Source organism: Marivita lacus, assembly GCF_014637725.1.
Classification (GTDB): domain Bacteria; phylum Pseudomonadota; class Alphaproteobacteria; order Rhodobacterales; family Rhodobacteraceae; genus Marivita; species Marivita lacus.
Genome location: NZ_BMFC01000016.1, coordinates 14,489 through 37,477 on the forward strand (window position 1 = coordinate 14,489; position 22,989 = coordinate 37,477).

The 22,989-nt window shown below is 61.7% G+C and carries 29 protein-coding genes; 27 read left to right on the forward strand and 2 right to left on the reverse strand.

The window, feature by feature from the left end:
• Window positions 1-154 precede the first annotated feature (154 nt).
• Entirely contained in the window at window positions 155-1,027 is an 873-nt protein-coding gene (locus tag IEV82_RS20045) for an MBL fold metallo-hydrolase (RefSeq protein ID WP_188483862.1), read from the forward strand.
• Here IEV82_RS20045 and IEV82_RS20050 read toward each other — a convergent pair.
• Window positions 1,024-1,980 carry a hydrogen peroxide-inducible genes activator gene (locus IEV82_RS20050; RefSeq protein WP_229747935.1) on the reverse strand — a complete coding sequence of 319 codons (957 nt, stop codon included), beginning with the start codon at window positions 1,978-1,980 and terminating at the stop codon, window positions 1,024-1,026. The two genes, IEV82_RS20045 and IEV82_RS20050, sit on opposite strands and share 4 nt — an antisense overlap.
• A 121-nt stretch (window positions 1,981-2,101) precedes the next feature.
• Between IEV82_RS20050 and katG the strand changes: the two genes are divergently transcribed.
• From katG to IEV82_RS20090, 8 genes are all read left to right on the forward strand, one after another.
• Complete coding sequence (katG, locus tag IEV82_RS20055) at window positions 2,102-4,270, forward strand: catalase/peroxidase HPI (RefSeq protein WP_188483863.1); 2,169 nt, start codon at window positions 2,102-2,104, stop codon at window positions 4,268-4,270.
• A 193-nt stretch (window positions 4,271-4,463) separates the two neighbouring features.
• The gene (locus IEV82_RS20060; RefSeq protein WP_188483922.1) at window positions 4,464-5,474 is read left to right on the forward strand and encodes a cytochrome-c peroxidase; all 1,011 of its coding nucleotides are present in this window, start codon (window positions 4,464-4,466) and stop codon (window positions 5,472-5,474) included.
• A 5-nt stretch (window positions 5,475-5,479) separates the two neighbouring features.
• On the forward strand, window positions 5,480-5,881 hold the full coding sequence (locus tag IEV82_RS20065; RefSeq protein ID WP_188483864.1) for a hypothetical protein: 402 nt from the start codon (window positions 5,480-5,482) through the stop codon (window positions 5,879-5,881).
• Window positions 5,882-5,947: 66 nt separating this feature from the next.
• Window positions 5,948-6,439 carry a cytochrome b gene (locus IEV82_RS20070; RefSeq protein WP_188483865.1) on the forward strand — a complete coding sequence of 164 codons (492 nt, stop codon included), beginning with the start codon at window positions 5,948-5,950 and terminating at the stop codon, window positions 6,437-6,439.
• A 75-nt stretch (window positions 6,440-6,514) separates the two neighbouring features.
• Complete coding sequence (locus IEV82_RS20075) at window positions 6,515-7,729, forward strand: HlyD family efflux transporter periplasmic adaptor subunit (RefSeq protein ID WP_188483866.1); 1,215 nt, start codon at window positions 6,515-6,517, stop codon at window positions 7,727-7,729.
• Complete coding sequence (locus IEV82_RS20080) at window positions 7,726-8,898, forward strand: FtsX-like permease family protein (protein ID WP_188483867.1); 1,173 nt, start codon at window positions 7,726-7,728, stop codon at window positions 8,896-8,898. Before IEV82_RS20075 ends, IEV82_RS20080 begins: the two co-directional genes overlap by 4 nt.
• A 10-nt stretch (window positions 8,899-8,908) precedes the next feature.
• On the forward strand, window positions 8,909-9,604 hold the full coding sequence (locus IEV82_RS20085) for an ATP-binding cassette domain-containing protein (RefSeq protein WP_188483868.1): 696 nt from the start codon (window positions 8,909-8,911) through the stop codon (window positions 9,602-9,604).
• Between the two features lie 585 nt (window positions 9,605-10,189).
• Entirely contained in the window at window positions 10,190-10,399 is a 210-nt protein-coding gene (locus IEV82_RS20090) for a DUF7220 family protein (RefSeq protein ID WP_188483869.1), read from the forward strand.
• A 9-nt stretch (window positions 10,400-10,408) separates the two neighbouring features.
• Here IEV82_RS20090 and IEV82_RS20095 read toward each other — a convergent pair whose 3' ends face one another.
• A complete protein-coding gene (locus tag IEV82_RS20095; protein WP_188483870.1) occupies window positions 10,409-10,957 on the reverse strand; it encodes a DUF3489 domain-containing protein in 549 nt (182 codons plus the stop codon).
• A gap of 140 nt (window positions 10,958-11,097) precedes the next feature.
• Between IEV82_RS20095 and IEV82_RS20100 the strand changes: the two genes are divergently transcribed.
• From IEV82_RS20100 to IEV82_RS20185, 18 genes are all read left to right on the forward strand, one after another.
• Complete coding sequence (locus tag IEV82_RS20100; RefSeq protein WP_188483871.1) at window positions 11,098-11,637, forward strand: hypothetical protein; 540 nt, start codon at window positions 11,098-11,100, stop codon at window positions 11,635-11,637.
• A gap of 259 nt (window positions 11,638-11,896) precedes the next feature.
• Window positions 11,897-12,067, forward strand: coding sequence for a hypothetical protein (locus tag IEV82_RS20105; protein ID WP_188483872.1), 171 nt, complete (start codon window positions 11,897-11,899; stop codon window positions 12,065-12,067).
• Between the two features lie 152 nt (window positions 12,068-12,219).
• Window positions 12,220-12,438, forward strand: a complete 219-nt coding sequence (locus IEV82_RS20110; RefSeq protein ID WP_188483873.1) for a WGR domain-containing protein — start codon at window positions 12,220-12,222, stop codon at window positions 12,436-12,438.
• A 216-nt stretch (window positions 12,439-12,654) separates the two neighbouring features.
• A complete protein-coding gene (locus IEV82_RS20115; protein ID WP_188483874.1) occupies window positions 12,655-13,410 on the forward strand; it encodes a hypothetical protein in 756 nt (251 codons plus the stop codon).
• A 32-nt stretch (window positions 13,411-13,442) separates the two neighbouring features.
• The gene (locus tag IEV82_RS20120; protein WP_188483875.1) at window positions 13,443-13,721 is read left to right on the forward strand and encodes a hypothetical protein; all 279 of its coding nucleotides are present in this window, start codon (window positions 13,443-13,445) and stop codon (window positions 13,719-13,721) included.
• A gap of 197 nt (window positions 13,722-13,918) precedes the next feature.
• Complete coding sequence (locus IEV82_RS20125) at window positions 13,919-14,467, forward strand: YeeE/YedE thiosulfate transporter family protein (protein WP_188483876.1); 549 nt, start codon at window positions 13,919-13,921, stop codon at window positions 14,465-14,467.
• Between the two features lie 3 nt (window positions 14,468-14,470).
• Window positions 14,471-15,064 carry a YeeE/YedE thiosulfate transporter family protein gene (locus IEV82_RS20130; protein WP_188483877.1) on the forward strand — a complete coding sequence of 198 codons (594 nt, stop codon included), beginning with the start codon at window positions 14,471-14,473 and terminating at the stop codon, window positions 15,062-15,064.
• 165 nt (window positions 15,065-15,229) lie between these two features.
• A complete protein-coding gene (locus IEV82_RS20135) occupies window positions 15,230-15,796 on the forward strand; it encodes a hypothetical protein (RefSeq protein ID WP_188483878.1) in 567 nt (188 codons plus the stop codon).
• A gap of 569 nt (window positions 15,797-16,365) precedes the next feature.
• Entirely contained in the window at window positions 16,366-17,691 is a 1,326-nt protein-coding gene (locus tag IEV82_RS20140; RefSeq protein ID WP_188483879.1) for a site-specific DNA-methyltransferase, read from the forward strand.
• A gap of 198 nt (window positions 17,692-17,889) precedes the next feature.
• A complete protein-coding gene (locus tag IEV82_RS20145; protein WP_188483880.1) occupies window positions 17,890-18,156 on the forward strand; it encodes a hypothetical protein in 267 nt (88 codons plus the stop codon).
• A gap of 107 nt (window positions 18,157-18,263) precedes the next feature.
• Window positions 18,264-18,587, forward strand: coding sequence for a hypothetical protein (locus tag IEV82_RS20150; protein WP_188483881.1), 324 nt, complete (start codon window positions 18,264-18,266; stop codon window positions 18,585-18,587).
• A 44-nt stretch (window positions 18,588-18,631) separates the two neighbouring features.
• The gene (locus IEV82_RS20155; protein WP_188483882.1) at window positions 18,632-18,832 is read left to right on the forward strand and encodes a hypothetical protein; all 201 of its coding nucleotides are present in this window, start codon (window positions 18,632-18,634) and stop codon (window positions 18,830-18,832) included.
• Between the two features lie 122 nt (window positions 18,833-18,954).
• A complete protein-coding gene (locus IEV82_RS20160; protein WP_188483883.1) occupies window positions 18,955-19,161 on the forward strand; it encodes a hypothetical protein in 207 nt (68 codons plus the stop codon).
• 93 nt (window positions 19,162-19,254) lie between these two features.
• The gene (locus IEV82_RS20165; protein ID WP_188483884.1) at window positions 19,255-19,476 is read left to right on the forward strand and encodes a hypothetical protein; all 222 of its coding nucleotides are present in this window, start codon (window positions 19,255-19,257) and stop codon (window positions 19,474-19,476) included.
• A gap of 35 nt (window positions 19,477-19,511) precedes the next feature.
• Window positions 19,512-19,721: a hypothetical protein gene (locus IEV82_RS20170; protein ID WP_188483885.1), complete on the forward strand. Its 210-nt coding sequence runs from the start codon at window positions 19,512-19,514 to the stop codon at window positions 19,719-19,721.
• A gap of 95 nt (window positions 19,722-19,816) precedes the next feature.
• Complete coding sequence (locus IEV82_RS20175) at window positions 19,817-20,212, forward strand: hypothetical protein (protein WP_188483886.1); 396 nt, start codon at window positions 19,817-19,819, stop codon at window positions 20,210-20,212.
• Between the two features lie 104 nt (window positions 20,213-20,316).
• Window positions 20,317-20,814: a hypothetical protein gene (locus IEV82_RS20180; RefSeq protein WP_188483887.1), complete on the forward strand. Its 498-nt coding sequence runs from the start codon at window positions 20,317-20,319 to the stop codon at window positions 20,812-20,814.
• A complete protein-coding gene (locus IEV82_RS20185) occupies window positions 20,720-22,774 on the forward strand; it encodes a terminase gpA endonuclease subunit (protein ID WP_188483888.1) in 2,055 nt (684 codons plus the stop codon). The genes IEV82_RS20180 and IEV82_RS20185 overlap by 95 nt, the downstream gene beginning before the upstream one ends.
• Window positions 22,775-22,989: the final 215 nt, after the last annotated feature.

Sequence of the window (22,989 nt, forward strand, 5' to 3'; positions counted from 1 at the left end):
TGCATTGGAAAAACAAAGCGGTAATTTGCAGATGCGCAATCTATAGAAAAAATCTTTCACATTCAATAAATCTATCAATTTTACTAATTCCCAGTCACTCCCTATCTCCCACGAGGCAGCGCCAGATGGCGCCACGACTTGAAGGAGACCCGCTATGACCAACCCGATCGTCACTTCTTTCTGGGATAAACCCACCGGTAGCTGGCAATACGTCTTCCACGACCCCAACACGATGAAGGGCGCGATCGTGGACCCGGTCCTCGATTTCGACCCTCTCTCGGGCGCGACCCGGACGCATAACGCACAGCGCATCCTCGACTACGTTCAGGAGACTGGCATCGAGGTCGAGTGGGTGCTCGACACGCACCCCCATGCCGATCACTTCTCCGCCGCGTCCTGGCTCGCAGCCCGGCTGGAGGGCGCGCGCACCGGGATCGGGGAGCGCGTGGTCGGGGTCCAGAAACTCTGGAAGGAGATCTACCACCTCGGTGACTTGCCCGAGGACGGGTCGCAATGGGATCGGCTCTTCGCAGACGGGGACCTGTTCATGGTAGGGAAAGTTCCAGTTCTGGTCCTGTTCTCACCGGGCCACACGCTCGCCTCAGTGACTTATGTCGCCGGGGACGCCGCCTTCGTGCATGACACGCTGATGATGCCAGATAGCGGCAGCTCGCGCGCGGATTTCCCGGGAGGGTCCTCGCACGACCTTTACCAGTCGATCCAGCGGATCCTGTCCCTTCCGGAAGAGACCCGGATCTTCGTGGGGCATGACTACGCTCCGAACGGCCGCGAGCCGCTCTGCGAGGCGACGGTTGCCGAGCATCGCGCCTCTAACGTGCATTTCGCCTCCGATCCCACGGAGGAGGACTTCCGCAAGGTCCGGAATGCGCGCGACGCGACCCTGCCGCTCCCGCGGCTGATGCTGGCCGCGTTGCAGGTCAACATTCGGGGTGGTCGCGTGCCGGAGGCCGAAGCGAACGGGCGCTCCTACCTGAAGATCCCGCTCGACCAGTTCGACCCGCGCTAAACCGTCGGGGCGGGAGCGTGCAGCTCCCGCTCATCCGCGTCCACGGACATGCCCCCTCGAGCACAGCGGCGCAGGACTTCCCCGAGCTTGCGAAAGATCTCGGCGCGCGAAGTAGTCCGGCGCCAGACCAGCGCCACCCGGCGTGGGCAGGCGTCTGGCAACGACGTCAGCCTGACCCCCTGCCCCTCGGCCACCCCTGTCCGAACCGCGAGGTCGGGCAGAAGGGTCATCCCCAAACCCTCGCCCACCATTGCGATCAGCGTGGGTAGGCTTGTCGCCTCGAAATGCGCGTTGCGCCGGAACGCCGACGCATCGACCGCCGCCAGCGCATGGCGCTGTAGACAGTGACCGCGCTCAAGCAGCAGCAGGTCCAGATCGCGCCGCGCCTCGTCAAGCGGCAGGCTAGCCGGTGTAGCGAGGTGATAGCCATCAGAGAAGAGTGGCGCCGTCGCCAGCGCCCCGGTCTCGAACGGCAGCGCGATCAGCGCAAGGTCCAGCCGCCCGCTCTCGACCCCTTCGAGCAGACTCTCGGTCATCTCCTCCCGCATGAAGACGCGCAACTGCGGGAAGGTGACCCGGATCTCTGGGATCGCTCGCGGCAGCAGGTAGGGTCCGATGGTCGGGATCGCGCCAAGCCGCAGGTCCCCTTCTTCGGGGTTGAGATGCGCCTGGGCCAGCGTCTCGATCCGGCGCGCGCCGTCCAGAAGCTTGCGCGCTTCGTCGATGACCCCTTCGCCCACCTCGGTGAGGAGAAGCGACCGACTGGTCCGCTCGACCAGCTTCACCCCCAGACGCGCCTCCAGCTCCCGCAGCCCCGCGCTCAGCGTCGGCTGGGTGACGTGGCATCGGGCCGCGGCCCGGGTGAAGTTCATCTCCTCCGCGATCGCGACGAGGAAGCTCATCTGTCGAAGCGTGATCATGGTGCCGCCCTTTATGACTGCCAGCTCATTCATTGATCTACTCTATCATACATATAGAACCAATTGAATTCATCATGGGCCCTCTGCGGGGTAAGAGTGGAGCAACCCGGGACGGACCGGGACCTGACGCAACGATCCCGAAAGGACCAGAACGATGGACGGAAACCCTCACAGCAGCGGGAAATGCCCCGTCATGCACGGCGCCAACAGCGCCGTCGGCAGCGACAACATGAAATGGTGGCCGAACGCGATTAACCTCGACATTCTGCACCAGCACGACACGAAGACAAACCCTCTGAAAGGATTCGACTACCGCGAGGCCCTCAAGGGGCTCGATGTGGACGCGCTGAAGGCTGACGTCCACGCGCTGATGACGGACAGCCAGGACTGGTGGCCTGCCGACTGGGGCCACTATGGTGGGCTGATGATCCGGATGGCCTGGCACGCGGCCGGTTCCTACCGGATCGCGGACGGCCGCGGCGGTGGCGGGACCGGGAACCAGCGCTTTGCGCCACTGAACTCCTGGCCCGACAACGTGAACCTCGACAAGGCGCGGCGCCTGCTTTGGCCCTTGAAGCAGAAATATGGCAACCAGGTCAGCTGGGCCGACCTGATCATCCTTGCCGGAACCGTGGCCTACGAGTCGATGGGGCTCGAGACCTTCGGCTTCGCTTTTGGTCGCGAAGACATCTGGCATCCGGAGAAGGACACCTACTGGGGCGCCGAGAAGGAGTGGCTGGCCCCGTCCGACGCCCGCTACGGCGATCTGGATGATCCCTCGACCATGGAGAATCCGCTCGCGGCCGTCCAGATGGGCCTGATCTATGTGAACCCGGAAGGGGTGAACGGGCAGCCCGATCCGATCAAGACCGCGGGCCAGGTCCGCGAGACCTTCGCCCGGATGGCAATGGATGACGAGGAGACGGTCGCGCTGACCGCTGGCGGTCACACCGTGGGCAAGTGCCACGGCAACGGCGACGCGGCCCTTCTGGGTGCGGACCCGGAAGCCGCGGACGTGACCGAGCAGGGCTTGGGCTGGAACAACCACACCAGCCGCGGGATCGGCCGGAACACGGTCACCAGCGGGATCGAGGGGGCCTGGACCACGCATCCCACCAAGTGGGACAACGGGTATTTCTACCTCCTCTTCACCTATGACTGGGAGCTGAAGAAGTCTCCCGCCGGCGCATGGCAATGGGAGCCGGTCGACATCAAGGAAGAGGACCGGCCAGTCGACGTTGAGGACCCGTCCATCCGCTACAACCCGATCATGACCGACGCCGATATGGCGATGATCAAGGACCCGGTCTATCGCGAGATCTCGGAGCGGTTCTACAAGGACCCGGACCACTTCTCGGAGGTGTTTGCCCGCGCCTGGTTCAAGCTCACACATCGCGACATGGGTCCGAAATCCCGCTATGTCGGCCCGGACGTGCCGTCCGAAGACCTGATCTGGCAGGACCCTGTCCCGCAGGGCCCGACCGGCTGGGACGTAGACGCGGTGAAGGTCGAGATCGCCGCGAGCGGTCTGAGCACCGCCGATCTGGTGGCCACCGCCTGGGACAGCGCTCGCACTTTCCGCGGCTCGGACCTGCGGGGTGGCGCAAACGGAGCGCGCATCCGCCTTGCGCCCCAGAAGGACTGGGAGGGCAACGAGCCTGAACGGCTGGCCCGTGTCCTGTCAGTGCTGGAACCGATCGCAGCGCGTGCCGGGGCCAGCGTCGCTGACCTGATCGTTCTGGGTGGCAATGTTGGGGTCGAACAGGCGGCTGCGGCGGCGGGTGTTCCGGTCACGGTGCCCTTCGCACCGGGACGCGGCGACGCCACGGACCAGATGACCGACGCCCCATCCTTCGACGTGCTCGAGCCGATCCATGACGGGTTCCGGAACTGGGTGAAGAAGGACTACGTCGTCAGCCCCGAGGAGCTGCTTCTGGACCGGGCCCAGCTGATGGGGCTCTCCGCACCTGAGATGACCGCTCTGATCGGTGGGATGCGGGTGATGGGGACCAATCATGGCGGGACCGAACATGGCAACTTCACGGACCAGCCTGGCGCGCTCAGCACCGACTTCTTCGTGACCCTCACCGATATGCGTCTGAGCTGGGCGCCAATCGAAGACGGGTTCTACGTGCTGCGAGACCGGGCGAGCGGCCAGGTCCGCTGGACCGCGACGCGGGTCGATCTGGTGTTCGGGTCGAACTCGATCCTGCGCGCTTATGCCGAGGTCTACGCGCAACGGGACGGGACCGAGCGGTTCGTCGAGGACTTCGTCGCCGCCTGGTCCAAAGTGATGAACGCGGACCGGTTCGACCTGCGCTGAACAGGACAAATGTTCCTGGGCGGCTTCATGTCGCCCAGGTCATTTCTGTTCTTCAAATTCGAAAGCATCTGATTCAGATCAATTATTTGTCGCGCTGATCGTGCGATGATCTCGCGCGCGACAGCCAAGACACTACTGAAGGAAACTAGGAATGAGATTCAAGACAGGAACCGCACTGACCGTAATCGCCGTGATGATGGCAAGCCAGGGCTTGGCGAACGAGGAGCTCCGTGAGTTCGCTCTTGAGATGTTCTCGCCTTTGCCTTCTACCGTCCCTGCCCTGAACGACAATATCGTGACCCCTGAGAAGGTCGATCTCGGCAAGGCGCTGTTCTTCGACCCGCGCATGTCCGCGTCCGGCGTCTTCTCCTGTAACTCCTGCCATAATCTTGCGACCGGCGGGGACGACAACATGCCTACCTCAATCGGTCACGGCTGGCAGAAAGGGCCGCGCAACTCTCCCACGGTGCTGAACTCCGTGTTCAACGAAGCGCAGTTCTGGGACGGACGCGCTCCGGATCTCGCCGAGCAGGCGAAGGGACCGGTCCAGGCTGGGGTCGAGATGGCGAACACGCCTGTCAACGTGATCGCGACACTGAACTCTATGCCCCAGTATCAAGAGTGGTTCCGCGCATCGTTCCCTGAGGATGACGACCCGGTGACTTTCGACAACTTTGCCCGGGCAATCGAGGCCTACGAGGCGACGCTGATCACGCCTGCGCCGTTTGACGCCTGGCTAAACGGGAACGACGCGGCGATGACCGAGCAGGAGGTGCGCGGGCTGAGCGCGTTTCTTAACGCGGGCTGCGCGTCTTGCCATTCCGGCGTAAACTTGGGAGGGAATGGCTATTATCCATTCGGGCTGATCGAAAAGCCCGGTGCCGAGATTCTGCCTGAGGGCGATAAAGGTCGCTTCGCGGTGACCGAGACGGTCGGGGACGAATACGTCTTCCGCGCATCGCCACTGCGCAACATTGCTGTGACAGCTCCTTATTTCCACTCCGGCGTGGTCTGGGACCTGAAGGTCGCTGTCGAGATCATGGCCGAATCCCAACTGGGCGCGGAACTGTCCGAAGAGGAGGTAACCGATATCGTTGCGTTCCTCGGTGCTCTGACTGGTGAGGTTCCAGAGGTCACCTACCCGGTTCTCCCGGCCGAGACTGCTTCAACGCCCCGCCCCACTGGCGAGGTCATAGTGGAGTGATCTCATTGGAACCAACCGAGATCACCGGCCTGCATATGACGCATGGTGGCCCGGGCATGATGATGCGTGGGACTCACGATGCCATGGACATGGGCGACCTAAGCGAAAGCCCGGTCGACCAGTCATTCGATACGGATGCTGATGGGAGCGTGTCAAACGCCGAACTTGGAGCCGGGCTTTCTGTGCTACTGGCCCAGCACGATGCAGATGGCAACGTCGCACACTTACCGGATGAATTCGCGACCATCTTTGCCCAAGTGATGCTCGGCATGGCTGAGCGCCCCTTCACCATGCTGGACGTCTACGCGAACGGAGACAACAGCGGCGATGCAATGGCGTTCCCCGCAAAGGTGATCGCACGGATGCGCTTGATGCATGTCAACGACGCCGCCACGGAGGCGGATTAAGTTTTCGAAAAAGGAGCCGAGTGCGGAATGCCGAACTCGGCTCCTTCACAACTCAACGGACATACCATGAAACAGACATCCGGATATTCCGCGACCCAGATCGGCCTTCATTGGATTGTAACCGTGCTCGTGGCCGGGCAATACATCTTCAAGGACAGCATTGCGTCAGCTTGGGAGGCTTATACGCAGGGGCAGGAAATTGCCTTCTCGCCGCTTGTCTTCGCCCATGTCGCGGGGGGTATGCTGATCCTCTCCTTCGTGCTCTGGCGTCTTGCCCTGCGTTTCACCCGGGGTGTGCCGCCCGCGCCGGAGAATGAGCCGGGCCCCCTCAAGACGCTGAGCCATGTCGCACATTGGGGGTTCTACGCGGTGCTGGCCGCCATGTCGGTGACAGGCGGAATGATGTGGATCGGCGACATTACCGCCGCCGCGCAGGCGCATAATGTGCTGAAAATTGTGCTTTTGGCGATGATCGCGCTGCATGTGCTGGCGGTGCCGTTCCACCGCATCGTGCTGAAGAACAACGTGATGAGCCGGATGATCCGCCCCGGCGTCTGAGCACTGACACATCCACGACCCGAAAGGGCGGGCCCCGCAGTGCCCGACCGTGGCGCATAATCCAGGAAGACGGGCATGACCCAGACCGACGATCCCACCCTGCCCATCGACTTGCTCCGGCCCGAAAAGCCGCCAAAACGGCGGATCTTTCGCAAACGGTTCTTGCTGGTCCTGTTGATCCCGGCGCTGATGTTCTCTGGCGCCGTGATCGGCATGTATTTCCAACCCCCCGGGCTGCAACGCTTCTATGCTCTGACCGGCCTGCAACCTGGTGGTGGCGCGGAAAGCCCGATCGCGCTTCCGCCCGAGATCGAGATGCCGCCCCAGATGGCAGAAACTCTTCTGCCCTCCGATGTGGTCGGGTTGGCCCGGATCATGCCGCGTGGGGATGTGGCTGTGGTCGCGGCGCCCTATGGCGCAGGGGATGCGCGGGTGGCAGAGATCCTCGTGGCCATCGGTGACACAGTCGCGCGTGGCGACACGCTCGCACGGCTCGACAACACGCAGGCCCTGGAAGGCGCCGTCTTGCAGGCCGAAGCGAACCTTGCCGTGCGGCAAGCGACCCTGATGCAGACCCGAAGCGCCATCGAAGCGAGCCGCGCCGAGGCACAGGCCAGTCTCGATCAGGCCCGAGCGAGTGCGGCGGAAGCGACTGCAACCCTCGAGCGGACACAGGCGCTGACCGAGCGAGGCGTGTCTACCACCGCGACGCTGGATGCGGCGCGATCGCGCGCAACCGAGGCTGCGCAGGCCGTTGCTCGTACCGAGGCAACGCTGGCGCGCTTTACTTCGCTGGCGCTTGACGAGCAACCCGATGTCGTGGTCGCCGTCCGCAACGTGGCCGCCGCAGAAGCGGAACTTGCCCGTGCGCGGATGGATCTGGGTCGGGCCGAAGTGCGCGCGCCCATCGCAGGCACGATTTTGGACATTCATGCCACCCCTGGCCAGCGCCCACCTGCAGAGGGGATCATGGAGATGGGCAACACGGGCCAGATGATGGCAGAGGTCGAGATATGGCAGGATCGAATTGTTTCCGTCACCCCCGGCCAGCCGGTGGAGATCGTGGCCGATGCGCTGGGTCGATCCCTGCGCGGGGCGGTCGACAGCATCGGCCTTACCGTCGGGCGGCAGGGGCTGATCTCGGATGATGCGGCGGCCAATTCGGATGCGCGCGTGATCAGGGTTTTGGTGGCGCTGGATGCTGAATCTTCTGCCGTGGCCGAACGCTACACCAACCTCGAAGCGGTTGCGCGGATCGATACCGGCGCTGCCACGCGGGCCACGGAATGACGCGCCTGCTTCAACGCTTGTTCGGCCGCCTGCCTATCGGCTGGCTGCAGCTGACCCACAAGCGGGGGCGGTTCGCTGCAGCACTGGCGGGCGTGGCCTTCGCCAATGTCCTTGTCTTCGTGCAGCTTGGCCTGATGAATTCCATGGGGGCCGCGACGCTGAAACCCTACGAGTTCTTTCAGGCGGACATCATGATCTCGGCGGGGGATGCCAATGCCCTCTCCGAGGGCGGCAACGTCGCGCGGCAGTGGATGTTGCAGGCCTTGGCCGACCCGGATGTTGCAGACGGTATGGGGCTGTTTGTAAGCAACGTGCTCTGGGACAGGGGCGGCACCAGCATTTCCTTCACCAGCTTCGGCATCGATCCGGCCCATGCCGGTTTCGTGGCACCCGGCTTGACCGACGATCAGGACCTGTTGCAGGTGCCGGGCGCGGTTATCCTCGACCGATTGGCTCGTGGCCTGCCGCCCGAGGAAGCGGCGGCGATCCGCCCTCAAACGCCGCTGCGCTTCGAGGCACAAGGCCGCACCCTGACCGCGATGGCGACATTCGCGGGCGGTGGCGGATTTGGCGGCGACGGGTTCATGTTGATGTCCGATCAGACCTTCCTGTCGCTGTTTCCAGCGCGCACTTCCGCCGCGCCCGATCACATCCTCTTGCGCCTGCGCCCCGGTTCCGATGTGGCCGCGACTGTCACGCGGTTGCGCGGCCTGATCTCGGACCAGTCCCTGCGCATCCGCAGCTTTGCCGACGCGGCGCAGGAGGATTTGCGGTATCAGCAGACCCAACGCCCGACGGGGGTGATCTTCGGCTTCGGGGTGCTGATCGGAGTGTTGGTGGGCATTGTGATCGTCTACCAAGTCCTGTCTGCCGACGTAGCCGACCATCTCCGCGAGTACGCGACCTTCAAGGCCATGGGATACGGGTCGCGCTTCTTCCTAGGCATCGTTCTGGAGGAGGCACTGGTGCTGGGGCTGTTCGGCTTCGTGCCGGGGGTGCTGATCGGAACGGGTATCCTGATGCTGATGGGCGCGGTCACGACTCTGCCACTGACCATGACACCGGGCATGGCGGTGACAGTGTTCCTGGGCACTGTGGTGTTCTCGGCCCTGTCGGGGGCAATCGCCACGCGGCGTCTGGCGGCAGCCGATCCCGCTGATCTGTTCTGAGGGGGCGCACATGAGTGATGATCCCGCTGTCGATGTCCGCGGCCTGAACCATTGGTTCGGAACCGGGGACGCGCGCAAGCAGGCGATGTTCGACATCGACCTGCGCCTGCCGCGCGGCAGTTTCACCGTGCTGATGGGGCCGTCGGGGTCAGGAAAGACCACGCTTCTGACGCTGATCGGCTGTCTGCGGTCGGTACAGGAGGGGTCGGCCAGGCTTCTGAACCAAGAATTGCATGGTGCGGGAGCCGAGGAGCTGTCCCATCTGCGCCAGCGACTGGGGTTCATCTTCCAGGCCCATAACCTGCATGAAAGCCTGACCGCGCAACAGAATGTGGTCATGGGGGTGCAGGTCAGCGGTGGCATTCCCGATGATGTGGCCCAACAGGCAGCGGCGCATGCGCTGGGACTTGTTGGGCTATCGGACCGGATCAACTACCTCCCTGCGAACTTGTCGGGTGGCCAGAAACAGCGCGTCGCGGTTGCCCGTGCGCTGGTCGGCAACCCAGCGCTGGTACTCGCCGATGAGCCGACTGCGGCCCTCGACAAGGATAGCGCTGCCGATGTGGTCGACCTGCTCAAACGCATGGGGGCCGCGCGCGGCACGACCACGCTGCTTGTGACCCACGACAATCGAATTCTTGACCGCGCAGACCGTATCCTGACGCTGGAGGATGGGCGGATCGTTTCGGTGTCGGGACAGTGTTGAGTGACGCTTGGCCGCGGGTGCCCGGCGATGCTTGCCCTGCGTAAGAGCCTGCGACTCTGATGATAGCGCGAAATCTTTTGCAGCCATTAGGTCTGAGCGGTTCGCAAAATGTTCGGTTTTAATCCCTGACCGTCAACGCCTTTCTTTCCCCGACCGTCCGCTCTGGGCCGGGGTATGTTTTGAATGGCCACCATAGTTTGCGGTTTTACATGGTCAGCAACTTGCGCATAGCTCAGGTTAGTGCCTCGTGCAGCATGGTGAGGCGTTGAACCTGAGCCCTGAATGGCCGCTTTCATGTGTTTGACATTGTGGCTTCGCGGATACAGCGAATTCATACTTTTCGCCCTTTTCGCCCGCACAGCTTTCCAGTGACGGGACGCAAGTCACCGCACAAAAAAAAGTGACTCCGATTCACATTGAGGGTTTACAAGCTGCCCCCCTTGACGTACCCCTTAATCATCGAGGAGTTGCGCCTGGATAAAAGTTCACTCGGGTGCTTTTTCTTTGAATACACGGTCGCGCGCTGGGCACCACGTCAGCTCGCCCGTAAACGCGCCACAACCAACTTCATCCTGAGACCAACCCATGCCCCAGTCTCCCCGCTTGTCGCTGCTTGAGGCGTTGACCAACGTCGTCGTTGGCTACGCGCTGGCCGTGCTGACACAGATGATCGTGTTTCCATGGTTTGGGTTAACCGCGAGTCTAAAGGACAACCTTGCCATCGGCGCAGCCTTTGTCGGCGTCTCATTGATCCGCGGCTACGCGCTGCGCCGTGTGTTTGAACGTTGGCGATAATTGATACCGTCACGCAGGCGGCAACCTGTACACGGTTCCCCTGCCCTGTTCTTTCTGCGATGTGACTGGGAGACCAAGACGTTTCTTCAGAGCGGACGAAATCACCGCACGCGCCGTGTGCGGCAACCACGCCGTGGCCGCAACGATCTCCTTGAGGGACGCGCCGTCGGGGCGTTGCAGCATCTCGATCACCTGAGCCTGCTTGGTGCCGGCGCGCTGGGCGGGAGTGTCAGACGAGCCGGGCGCGACCTTCTGCGTGCGGGCTTTTCGAACGGCTGCGGTAACCTGCGCCACAAGGGGCTCAATGCCGATGGCTTCAAGTCCGGACGCGGTGGCTACCAAGGTGGTGCCATGACCATCGCCTGTCTCGCGCCAGAGCAGCTCGCCCTTGCGCAGGTCTGCATCGACCTCCTCAATCCAGCCGCGGTCAGTCATCATCGTGACCACCTTCTTGGCGGCAGCGCCATGCAGACCCTCGGGCAGCGGCATGGCCAGATTGCCCGGGCGTGTCGCCGCGCGACTGAGGATCAGGTTTTGGGTATCGGTGAGTTTCAGCATCGTGTCCTCCGGTCGTGAGGGACAGCGCGTCGCGCGCCGCCTTCTACCGGATGGAGCCCGCAGTTGGGCGGGCCTGGCGCGATGCAGCATGACTGGTGTCGCTCTGACACCGATGACAATCAACTCGATAAAGGTGGCCCATGAACGTGATCCTGCGCGATCTCGACCAGACCCGTGTGCATTTCGAAGCGGCGATCCACCGGGTGGGCGAACAGGCAGCCACGCGCGCCTTTAACCGCGCGCTCAACTCCGAGGGCAACAAGGTCCGCACGCAAGTGCACCGTGCCCTGCGCAAGCAGACCGGCGCAAAAGCCGCGCTGATCAACCGCGAGACACGCACGATCCGGTCAACCTTTGCAAACCTGACCTACACGATCGAGGCGCGTGGGGATTACCTCGGTCTGTCGCATTTCAGCCCACGGCAGTTCGGCTACGGGGTCCGCGCCAAGCCCTGGGGCCGGTGGCAGCGCTTTGAGAGCGCGTTCCTCGTCGGCTCCCTCGGCAACAATGCCTTTGTCCGTGAGGGCAAGGCCAGGTTCCCGATAAAGAAGATGTTCGGCCCATCCATCCCGAAGGAGATGGTACAGGACGCCACACTCGCCGCCTTCGAGGCCGCGCAGCCAAACGTGCTGGCCGAGGCCACACGACAGATCGGATTGCTGGTAACGTCGAAAGTCTGATCAGCGTGAGCACTGGGCTGTCAAATTCTGGGTGAACAAACCAAAAACAACTTGTACTGGAGTCAGTCGGCGTGGGAGCAATTTATGCTTGGAGCCCAGGCAATGCCTTGGGCTCTGTCTCTTTTGTCAGTCAACGACGACCAAAGTTTTGACGAACTGCGCACCGACCGTGAAGGCCTTGAATTTTGAATACCTTTGTGGGATCTTATTCAGCGAGGTGAAATAGGCCTATTGGGTCATCGATTTTGGGACTGAGCACATGGTTGATATCGTAATTGCGAGCTTCTTTGTCGGTTTAGGCTTGATCATCTGGGCTTTTGTTGCATTCACAATAGAGCGTTTTGCAGGCCACGACTTGTATTACAATATTTTCGGAATGACGTTCTTTGGCCTCCTTGGTTATCTTGCGAAAGCCATAATATTTTTTTGATATAAAAATATACAAAAACTCGTAATTAAATTCACTCAGTGTCACTGCGATGCAGCGTGGCTTCTATATTTACACCTCGGCAAGACTTGCAGAGAAAAGGGCCGTGGCTGTAAACGAGATAGCCTGTCCTCCCTAATCCAGTTGTGGTGCGTATGATTGACCTGACTTGGTACAACAGAACTGGTCGCGCCGCGAAGTTTTACCGCTTGGAAATTATTCCTGGTCTTTTCGGAGATTGGTCTTTGGTCCACCATTGGGGCAACGTCGACGAGCCAGGTGAAACGCGTACCGAGTGGTTCAAAACAGAGACGCAAGCCAAGCAGGCACGTTTTGTCGCTCACATGGAGAAAGCCATGGCGGGCTACGAGTGAGAAGCGTTCCGGCAGGTGATTGCAGCGTTCGAAACTCTGCAATCGGGGCGCGTTGATGCTGCATGCCCAAGTGGAGCGGCTGTCTAGCTTTCTGAACGATCACAATAACACAGGAGTTGCCCAAACCCCTTTCCGTTGACCGGGACATATTGCATTACATGCGCGCTGGGCCGTAAGATCATAAAATAACACCGGAAATCACAAAGGTGCCAGCGAATGAAACCCTATAGGTTCGGTGCGGTCGTCTTTGTTTTCTTGGGGTTGGCGGGCTGTCAATCGTCTCTCGACTACGCTGCCAACGAGACTTCCAGATTTTGCACGATGAGCGCCCATCACGGCGAGCCAAAACAAGCGAGCTCTGTTGATGACATCCAGTTCTCCAATGTCCACCGAGCTACAGGCGGCCCGGTTTTTTCAGACTGCATTCTCGTCAAACTTACGACGCCAAGCTTGATCCAGATTATCGCCATTGATGGCTCGGACAGAGCACCTGGCCGGGCTTACGTTCTGGTCGATGGCGAGCCGGTCTCGAGTGCCGAGATCGGCGACGCGGAACTGGTTCAACTAATCGTTGATGCGCGCCCAGGACACAACGTCGTCCGTTTCGAAATTGATGGAAGGCCCATGGAATGGGACGTGTATGTCACCCAATCTGCCGGCAGCGATGCTGAAACGCGGACAGTTTCTCGAAATCCGCCTGAACCACTGCCAGAGCTGCCCTTTAGCCCAGTGCCAGAACCTGCACCGACGCCAGAACATGATCAAGGTCCGCAGAAAGAACCGGAGCTTATCCCAAGCCCGCAGCCAAGTCCTGTCCCCACGCCCAGCCGCGAGACCGACAGGGTTCTTGAAGTGATCACGATCGGTAACGGCGATCGTATCCTGATCAATCTGAATTCGGATCCCATGACCATACTTGAGATGACAACAACCGCGGATGGCGAGCGCGAAATGGTTCCGTCTACGCGATAATGCAATAGACCAGAACAAGTGATGCCGTGGGCTTGTCGTATTTCAGCCCAAGGCAGTTCGGTTACGGCGTCCGCGGCAAACCCTGGGGCCGGTGGCAGCGATTTGAGAGCGCATTCCTCGTCGGCTCCCTCGGCAACAACGCCTTTGTCCGTGAGGGCAAGGCCAGGTTCCCGATCAAGAAGATGTTCGGCCCATCCATCCCGAAGGAGATGGTCCAGGACGCCACACGCGCGGCATTCGAGGCCGCGCAGCCAAACGTGCTGGCAGAAGCCACAAGACGGCTCCGAATGCTGCTTGAGCCCTTCGGCTGACGGGCATTTTGAGGTCTCGCTTTCACGACCTTACGATCAACCGACCAGTTCAGTCAGGTGTCAAAAAACCTCAAATAATACACGTCCAAGGCGAATTCTTATGGTTGGTCAAGATTGTCGAATACCCTTGATATAGGTCAAGTCATCGTATGCACTCCCTTGATATTCTGAATCGAGAATATGAAGGAGCTCAAAAGATGGTACTCAATTGGAAACTCGGGGGGCTGCTGCTCGGGCTGGTGTTTTTCGCCGCCGTGCTGCTGGTCAAGCCCATCGGGGTATCTACGCAATTCGTGATCTTGAACGGTGTCGTTGCAGACATGGTATCCCCAGATTTCATAACCAAGACCGACGAGGCTTACACCTCGACCAACGCCTATATGGCGAAGTCAGGTGGGAAATATGCAGGCAACGCGGCCAACCCGCTGAACTATAGCTTTGTGTTTGTCCTCGCGATGGCTCTTGGTGCCTTCCTGTCCGCACGCCTTCGAGGCGGCATCGACGCCGCGGAACGGGCCGCTCCCGAGATCTGGCGCGCCAATTTCGGTGACACGCCGGTAGCGCGTTATGCGGTGGCCTTTCTGGGCGGGTTCATCGTGCTCTATGGCGCGCGATTGGCGGGGGGCTGCACGTCGGGGCACATGATGTCCGGGATGATGCAGACCGCGCTGTCGGGCTATATCTTTGCCGCTGGCGCGTTTGCCGCCGCCATTCCCACCGCCATGCTGATGTACAAAAAGGGCTGAGACATGACCTCCATTCTTCTTGCAATCGTGATCGGTGCGGCCTTCGGGGCGGTCCTGGACCGGATCGGAGCCACCAACCCCAACTGGATCGGCGGCATGCTGACATTGCGGCGGCTGCACCTTATGAAGACCATTCTTCTGGCTATCGGTACGGGGTCAATCATGATGTTCGGCGGCCAGATGCTTAGTCTCGTCGATGTCGGCCACATGTCGGTCAAGGCGGCTTATGTCGGCGTCTTCATTGGCGGTTTGATGCTTGGCGCAGGCTGGGCGGCGTCGGGATATTGCCCCGGCACCGGTGTCTGCGCAGCGGCCTCAGGGCGCAAGGACGCACTCTTTTTCATCGCGGGCGGTTTGCTCGGGGCAGCGGCGTATATGGCGACCTATCCAGCGTGGAAGGCGTCTGGCCTTCTCGACGATTTTGCAGGCGGCAAGGTGACCCTGGGCTCGGTGCCGGGAGCGTCATATGATGGCCTAATGGCGATGTCAGGTGACCTTCTGGGCATCGTTCTCGGCGCCGTTTTCGTATTGGTGGCCTTCGTCCTGCCGGACAGCCTTGTCGGAGAGCGACAGTCGGTAGAAGTGCCCGCAGAGTGATCGAAGCAATGATTTAATCAAAGAACGCCCCGACCTCAGTCGGGGCGTTCTTTCGTGTCGACTTCAATATCTTGTACATAACTCGGCTATCATAGATTGTAACGCGTCACGGGCTTTCCAACCTGTGACGTGTGACTAAACCCGCGATGAGCAGGAGACTATCAGATGACCGTTGATCTGGCCTGGGACAACTTTCTGGAACCCGATGAGGAAATCCTCTGGAGCGGCAAGCCTGGTGGTCAAATCATCTTTTCTGATGCCCTAAGCTTTTTGACGATCTTTGGGATCGCAATATCCTTTTTCTCCCTGACCTGGATGGGCGGTACCTTAGTGGCAGTCGCTCGGCCGGGCGCGCCAATCCTCGCATATCTTTTTCCGCTTTTCGCGCTGCCATTTCTTCTATTCGGACTGCAAATGGCAGGTGGTCACATCCTTATCGACGCCTACCGACGCCGAAGAACGTGGTACACGTTGACAAGCAAAAATGCTTACATCGCGACTTCAGGCTTGTGGAAGAAAAGTCTGGACATCTATCCGGTTGAGGAGATGAACGTTCTCCGGATTGAACCGGGTGCGCTGGGAACGGTTATCTTCAAGGAGCATAGATCGCGCAAAAGAACCGCGATCAAGCGGCCCAGTGGTTTTTATCAGATATCTGATGCCCTTTTGGTGTTTAACTTACTTAGGGAACTCCGGGGTAAAAAAGCGCAAAACGCCACCAAAGCCGACTAAAATTCCATACGAAACACGCCCTGTTAACTTCCGAGGCGTCGCTCCACCGGAAGCACCCTCGAACATGAACGCACAGCTCCCGATCACCGACATCCGTCCGGTTGGCAATTTCACTAGCCCCGCCCGACCCGGCGCGGCGTCGGCCAGCCGCGGCCTCCAGCCCCCCACCCCTTGGGTCCCTTCCGGGGGATTGATCTCATGCGGGGCCGCCGCCTCGCGGGATTTTCGTGTTTTTTATTTTTTGAAAAATCCATTTCGCTTCGTTTCAAAGGGGGTCCGATGCAAGGATTTCAATGGTTTAGGTCTCGAATTACCGAAATGCCCCCCGCTGGGTTCGCAAATTGAAACCGCGATCTTGTTCGGTTCAGAGGAGGTCTGACCGAATGATTTCAACGACTTAGGCGTCGGTTTAGCGAACAGCCGGCGCTGCAAAACAGCCTGTTTTTGGCATCGAATACCCGCTTGATCAGTCGCAGGTTTGGCGTAGCACTACCCCAGATTGATTAACCCAACTCCGGCCCCGTTTCGGTTCGCCGGCACACCTTTCGCACCCAAAGAGCAGGTCTCAGATGACAGCTGATGCAGAACACACCGCCCGGGCCTGGCCCGCGGCGCAGGTCGAGATGTGGCAGGTCGCCGATCTCGTGCCCTATGCACGTAATGCGCGGCAGCACCCGGCGGACCAGATCGACCAGATCGCAGCGTCCATGCAACGGTTCGGGTTCACCATCCCGATGCTGGTGGCGGAGGATGGCACGATCATCGCGGGTCACGGGCGACTGATGGCGGCGGCACAGCTGGGACTGGACGAAGTTCCGGTGATGGTGGCCCGTGGCTGGACGGAAGAAGACCGACGGCTCTACACGCTGGCGGACAACCGGTTGGCCGAGATCGCCGAGTGGGACCCGGAGATGCTGCGCCTGGAGATCGAGGACCTGCGGTCGGAGTTCGGGATCGAGGATTTCGGGATGATCGGCTTCAGCGCGGACGACCTGGCAGAGATGCTGCCAGACGCCTTAGTGGAGACCACAGGCGGCTTGACCGATCCGGACGATGTACCGGACGTGCCCGAAACTCCTGTGACACGGCCGGGCGATGTGTGGATCCTCGGCGCACATCGCCTGCTCTGCGGTGACAGCACTGTACCGACGGATGTCGAAAAGCTGCTGCGAGGCGTCAAACCTCTGCTCATGTGCACCGATCCGCCCTACGGGGTGGCGTATGATCCCGGTTGGCGGAATACCGCAGGTGCTGCCAAGACCAAGCGGACGGGCAAGGTGCTGAATGACGACCGGGCCGATTGGCGCGAGGCCTGGGCGCTCTTTCCCGGGGATGTGGCCTATGTCTGGCACGGCGCCTTGCACGCCGCAACCGTGGCCGAGAGCCTTGAGGCCTGCGGGTTTGCGATCCGCTCCCAGATCATCTGGGCCAAGGAGCGGCTTGTGCTCAGCCGCGGCGATTATCACTGGCAGCACGAGCCGTGCTGGTACGCGGTCCGCACCTCCGGCAAGGGTCATTGGGCGGGGGATCGCAAGCAGACAACCCTGTGGCACATCTCCAGCAAGGATCAGGATGCCAGCACCATCCACGGCACCCAGAAGCCGGTGGCCTGCATGCGTCGACCGATCGAGAACAACTCGAGCCCGGGTCAGGCCGTCTACGAGCCCTTCATGGGATCAGGCACTACGCTGATTGCCGCGGAGATGACCGGACGGGTCTGTTTGGGTCTCGAATTGAACCCGGCCTATATCGATGTCGCCGTCACACGCTGGCAGGACTTCACCGGAGAGGTCGCCGTGTTGGAAAGCACCGGACAGGCGTTCGGGGCAAGGTCTGGCGCGGCGGCCAGTACCAATGAAAAAACCGACAGCGAAGCCGACGACGACCCCAGGTAAGATCATGACAAAGTGGTCGGAGAGAAAGCCATCTTCTGCCCCCGATTATCGTGGATAGACACTGCGAAACGATCAATTCTGTGTGCCGAAACAGCCTTTGACGGCATCCCCTCCTCCGCGTCGGCCCGGCACCTCCGGGCTTGCGGCAGTAGCAGCGGCGCGATCTGCGCGGCGCGACGCAACAGCGAGGAGATACCCATGCTTGGCATCACTGGCACACAGGTCAGCCTGCACATCATTCAATTCCCGTCCGGTCGCTTTGGCTTTGTCGGGCCGATCCCCACAGACATCTGCGAACAGGTCCCCGCAGACCGCGCTGCCATCCTGGGGCAGAGGGCATTCAGCGACCCTGAAACCAACGACCCCATGATGTGGAAAGCCCCCAGCTTCGAGACAGTGGAGGCGGCCATCGCCCATGCGAAGGACCGCGGCCACAGCCCGATGTGGAAAAACGAAGCGCAGTAAGACGCGCTGTAACCGGGCCTCCGGGTCCACCAACAGCCCGGCTCGTCCGGGCTTGCGGAGGTAGAAGGCCACGCTGTCGCGGGGCCACCCCAACGGAGGGCACCGACGTGACCACCCACACACCGAACACCGTAATAATTGAGGGCGACACCTACGAGAGCGTGACCACACACGCGCTGCAGATCGGCGACGTGATCTGTGCCGAGGGCGCCCTGCTCGAGCTGCGCACGCGCAACGAGGGGCCTGACAGGGTCAACAACAACGCTGCCGGCAACGTTGTCTGGCTGCGCGGATACCCGATTGGCGACGCGCTCGGCGCCATCCCCAAAGGCTGGCTGACCCGGGACGAGACCGGCGAAGGATACTGGCTTGTGCAAGGCAATGGCCGCGCAACATGGCTGCGGTTGGTGCCGCAGACCGCTCGCCCATGACAGGCGCACAGACCAATCACACCCTTGGAAAGGCTGACATCACCATGACCCCCAAACATCCGCACATCACCGTTCCGCTCACCGGCGAGGATGGCAACGCCTTTGCCGTCCTCGGGCGCTGCCGCAAAGCGGCCCGCGAGGCCGGGTTGCGGGACAGCGAGATCAACGCCTTCGTCACCGAGGCCACCGCAGGCGATTACGATCACCTGCTTCAAACCGCCATGCGCTGGTTCGATGTGCTCTGATCGAACAATCGCCCGCACAAAACAGCAATCATATGAGGCTGAATTCGCTACACTATCGGGCTCAACAGAGCGAACTTGTTGGTCCTTCGCCGGAAACGGCTCCCAAACTTGGAGGACCTGACATGACGCTGACACCTGAAGCCCTCGCCCCCATCGCGGCGCAGATGCGCATGCCACCCGAGGCGCTCATCGTTCTGCCCACCGCCGTCGAGGTCTTCGCCAAGAAGGCGGACATGCCGATCACGGAGATGCTCGCCGAACTCACGGTGAACACCCCCCTGCGGGACTACCTCGCTGAGATCTGCATCCAGACCCACACGGCCGCCTGACCCGCGGCGCGCCCCCAACAGCCCGGACCCTCCGGGCTCGCGGCGGTAGAAGGCCCGCGATGCACGCGGCTGTCAGAAACAGGAGACACCGTCATGGAAGTCACCATCCGCTTTGCAGACCCGCGCGCCGCCACGGACAGCGTCGACCGCGCTCTTGGCTGCATCCTTCTCGAAACCGAGGCCAAAACCGCAAAACACCTGCTGGGCGGGTTCTACTTCGACACCAACCGGACCCCGCAGGACATCTTTGACGCCTTTGAGGCCGACGGGTTCGAGAAACAGGACTTCAAGAGCATCGAGTTTGCGTGGTCCTGATCGCGCCACGCGCAGGTCACCAACGGGAGAAGGCCATGACCAACACCATCGACACGCCCGCCGCTCACATGCCGGACACGATCACTGCGGAAGGCAAAACCTTCTATCGGACAAAGTACAAAGGCACGTCACTACCCGCCTGCCCTTTCGGTCCGGGGCATACCACGCATGAATACTGGATCGAGGTTAACGACGACAGGCTGCGCCTTTACGCCATCAGCCCCACTCAATTCTGGATCGATTAATCCCGCTGTAATGACGCCCCCCTGCCCGGCTGGTCCGGGCTTGGGTCCGTAGAAGGCCCGCATTGCGCGCGCTATGAACACAGGGAGACGCCCATATGACCAACCGCACCATTCTGCCCAGCCAGAACACCGCCTATGGGTTTTACGGCACCGTCACGACCTGCCCGCTGCGCGACTGCACCAGCGCTACCTTCTGGACACTTGCCAGCACCCTCATTGCCGAGGCGATCAATGCCCACGGCGAAGCCGAGATGATCGGCATCCGCGACTTCCTCGACAGCAAGATGGGACGTCACTTTGCCGATGAGGTCATCGACGCCCTGCGCTCTGGCGAGACCAACACCAAGGCCGCCCTCGAGGCCACGATCGACAAATGGCAGCGCCGGGGCATCTCCGCCCAGACCGAGGCTAGCCACGGCATCCCCGAAGGCCTGCCCCATCTCGATGGCTGGGTCACCCATTACGCCATTCTGGCAGAAACCGACATCTGACACTCACGATTGGCGCCCTGCGCCACAGGCCGCGTCACGAGCTGTGGCGCGGCCGCCCTCATGTCATGCGATTTAACATGCGTGTCTGCCGAAGGATTTGACCCATGTCCACGTCCCGCCCCCGCGGCCAGACCATCACCGTCTCCCAAGCGGCGGCCTTGCTGGGGCGCTCCGACCGCTGGGTGCAGGGCTTGGTCAAGGCCGGATATATCGAGCGCGCCAATCGCGGCGAATACACGCTGGTGGCCGTCATCCGCGGTGCCTTGGCCTATTACGAAGACCAGATCACCAAGAACAACAAAGCCGCGGCCGCCACACGCGCCTCGGAGGCGCGCACCCGTGAGATCGAACTGCGCATTCAGGAACGCAGTCGCGAGTTGATCGCCATGGAGGATGCCCGAGCGGTCATTGGCGAAATGGCCGCCCTTGTCCGCGCCGAACTTGCGGGATTGGCAGCGCGCTACACGCGCGACATGGAGGCGCGACGGGTGCTTGAAGAGGTGATTGATGGTTCCCTCCAGCGCATTGCCGGTGGCGCGGACAAAGCGGGCGCAGCTCTGGGCGCTGGTCGCGGCGATCTGGAGGCCGAGCGAGAAGCGTGACCCTGCGGCCTGGGCGGCAGCCCACCGGGTGTATCCCGAGACGGCCGGCATTCCCGGACCGCGGGACCCGGGACTGACGCCCTACATGATCCCGTGGTCCTCGGCGGTTCATCGCGGCGGCTACCGCCGGGTGGTGGCGGTGACCTCGGCGCAGTCGGGCAAGACCGACAGCATGCTGGACATCATCGGGGCGCGGCTCGATCAGAAGCCAGCACCGATCCTCTATGTCGGGCCGACGAAAGAGTTCCTGACCGACCAGTTCGAGCCACGGCTGATGAGCCTGCTGGATGAGGCGGAGACGCTGGCGGGCAAGGTGGTGCGCGGCCGGCGGATGAAGAAGACGCTGAAGCATGTGGCCGGTGTGCGGCTGCGCCTTGCGCATGCGGGCTCGTCCACGGCGCTGAAGTCCGACCCGGCGGCGCTGGCGCTGATCGATGAATACGACGAGATGATGGCCAATGTGAAAGGCCAAGGGGATGTGCTGGGTCTGGTGGAGGCGCGGGGCGAGACCTACGCCGATTTTGTCACCGCGATCACCAGCACACCGGCGCGCGGCCTTGTGGAAATCGAGCCGGATGACGCCAGCGGTCTGGAGTTCTGGGCGCGGTCCAGCCCGGAGGATCTGGAAAGCCCGATCTGGAAGCTCTGGCAGGAGGGCACGCGGCACCATTGGGCCTGGCCCTGCCGGTCCTGCGCGGACTACTTCATCCCGCGCTTCAAGCAGCTGCGCTGGCCGAAGACGGCCAGCCCCGCGCAGGCCAAGCAGGCCGCAACGCTGGAATGTCCGCGCTGCGGCGCGCAGCATGTGGAGACCGACAAGGTCTGGATGAATGCCCGGGGCGCGATGGTCGCACCCGGCCAGCAGGTGGCGCTCAAGGATGACGCGGCGCATGTCACGGGCGCGCCGGCAGACAGCGCCACGCTGTCGATGTGGACCTCTGGGCTCTGCTCACCCTTCGTGACCTGGGGCCAGCGGGCGGAGACCTATCTCACGGCGCTGCACTCCGGCGATCATGGTCGCATCCAGACGGCGATGAACGCAGGCTTTGGCGAATGCCATGCCATGACAGCCTCGGGGGATGTGCCGGACTGGCAGGAGATCCTGGAGCGGCGGCAGCCCTACCGGCCCGGGGATGTGCCCGCGGGTGGGCTGCGGCTCGTGATGGGTGTCGATGTGCAGAAGTTCAGCCTCGTCTATGTGATCCGGGCCTTTGGCGCGCGGGGGACATCGTGGTTGATCGACAATGGCCAGCTCTACGGTCCGACGGAGGACGATGACGTCTGGTCGGGTCTGGCCGATCTGATGCTGACACAGCTTGGTGGGCTGCAGATCGAGAAGGTGTTCATCGACTCAGGCTTCCGGCCCGACAAGCCAGAGCTGGGCAATGAGCACAAGGTCTACGAATTCTGCCGCCGCTACAGCTGGCTCTGTTCGCCCACCAAGGGGCGGGATCAGCAGAGCCCGCCCTACCGGGTGTCGAAGATCGAGGTGAAGCCGGACGGGAAAAAGGCGCTCTATTCGATCGATCTGGTGACGCTGTCGACCGACTTCTTCAAGTCGCTGGTGATGTCGCGCATCCGCACACCGGCGGATCAGCCGGGGGCGTTTCATGTGCATGAGGCGATCACGGAGGAGTATTGCAAGCAGCTGACCTCGGAGGCCAGGGTGGTGATCGAGGGCAAGCCGGTCTGGGTGAAACGGTCGCGTCACAACCACTATCTCGACTGCGAGGCGCTCTGCGCAGCCATCGGCTACACGATGAATGTGCAGCGCATTCCCGAGGGGGTGGAGCGGGCACCTAAGCGCGAGGCGGCGGTGCCAGGGGGACATGATGGGACCCGGGTTGATGGCGGGGAAGTCCAAGCGCCGCCGCCAACATCGCAAGCTTTGAGAGACCGCGGAGGCGGCGGCGCGCTGCGGGCGCGATTTGCGCGCCACGGCAGCAGGCTGAACAAATAGCTGCGAAGACGGAACAGGGAAGGTGTTATAGGGATCGTGCAGCGCGGCGGATTACCGCGCGAGGTGGCAGCGCCCCGAGTGGTGGCAATAACCATTGAGAAAATGGTTGGGGGCGCTGCCGGTGATGTCTGCCACGTGCCCATGTTCGGGAAGCGCAAAATGATTTAGGTAAATCGAATAACTTAAATTCTCCCCCAAAAGGATTCACATTCCTG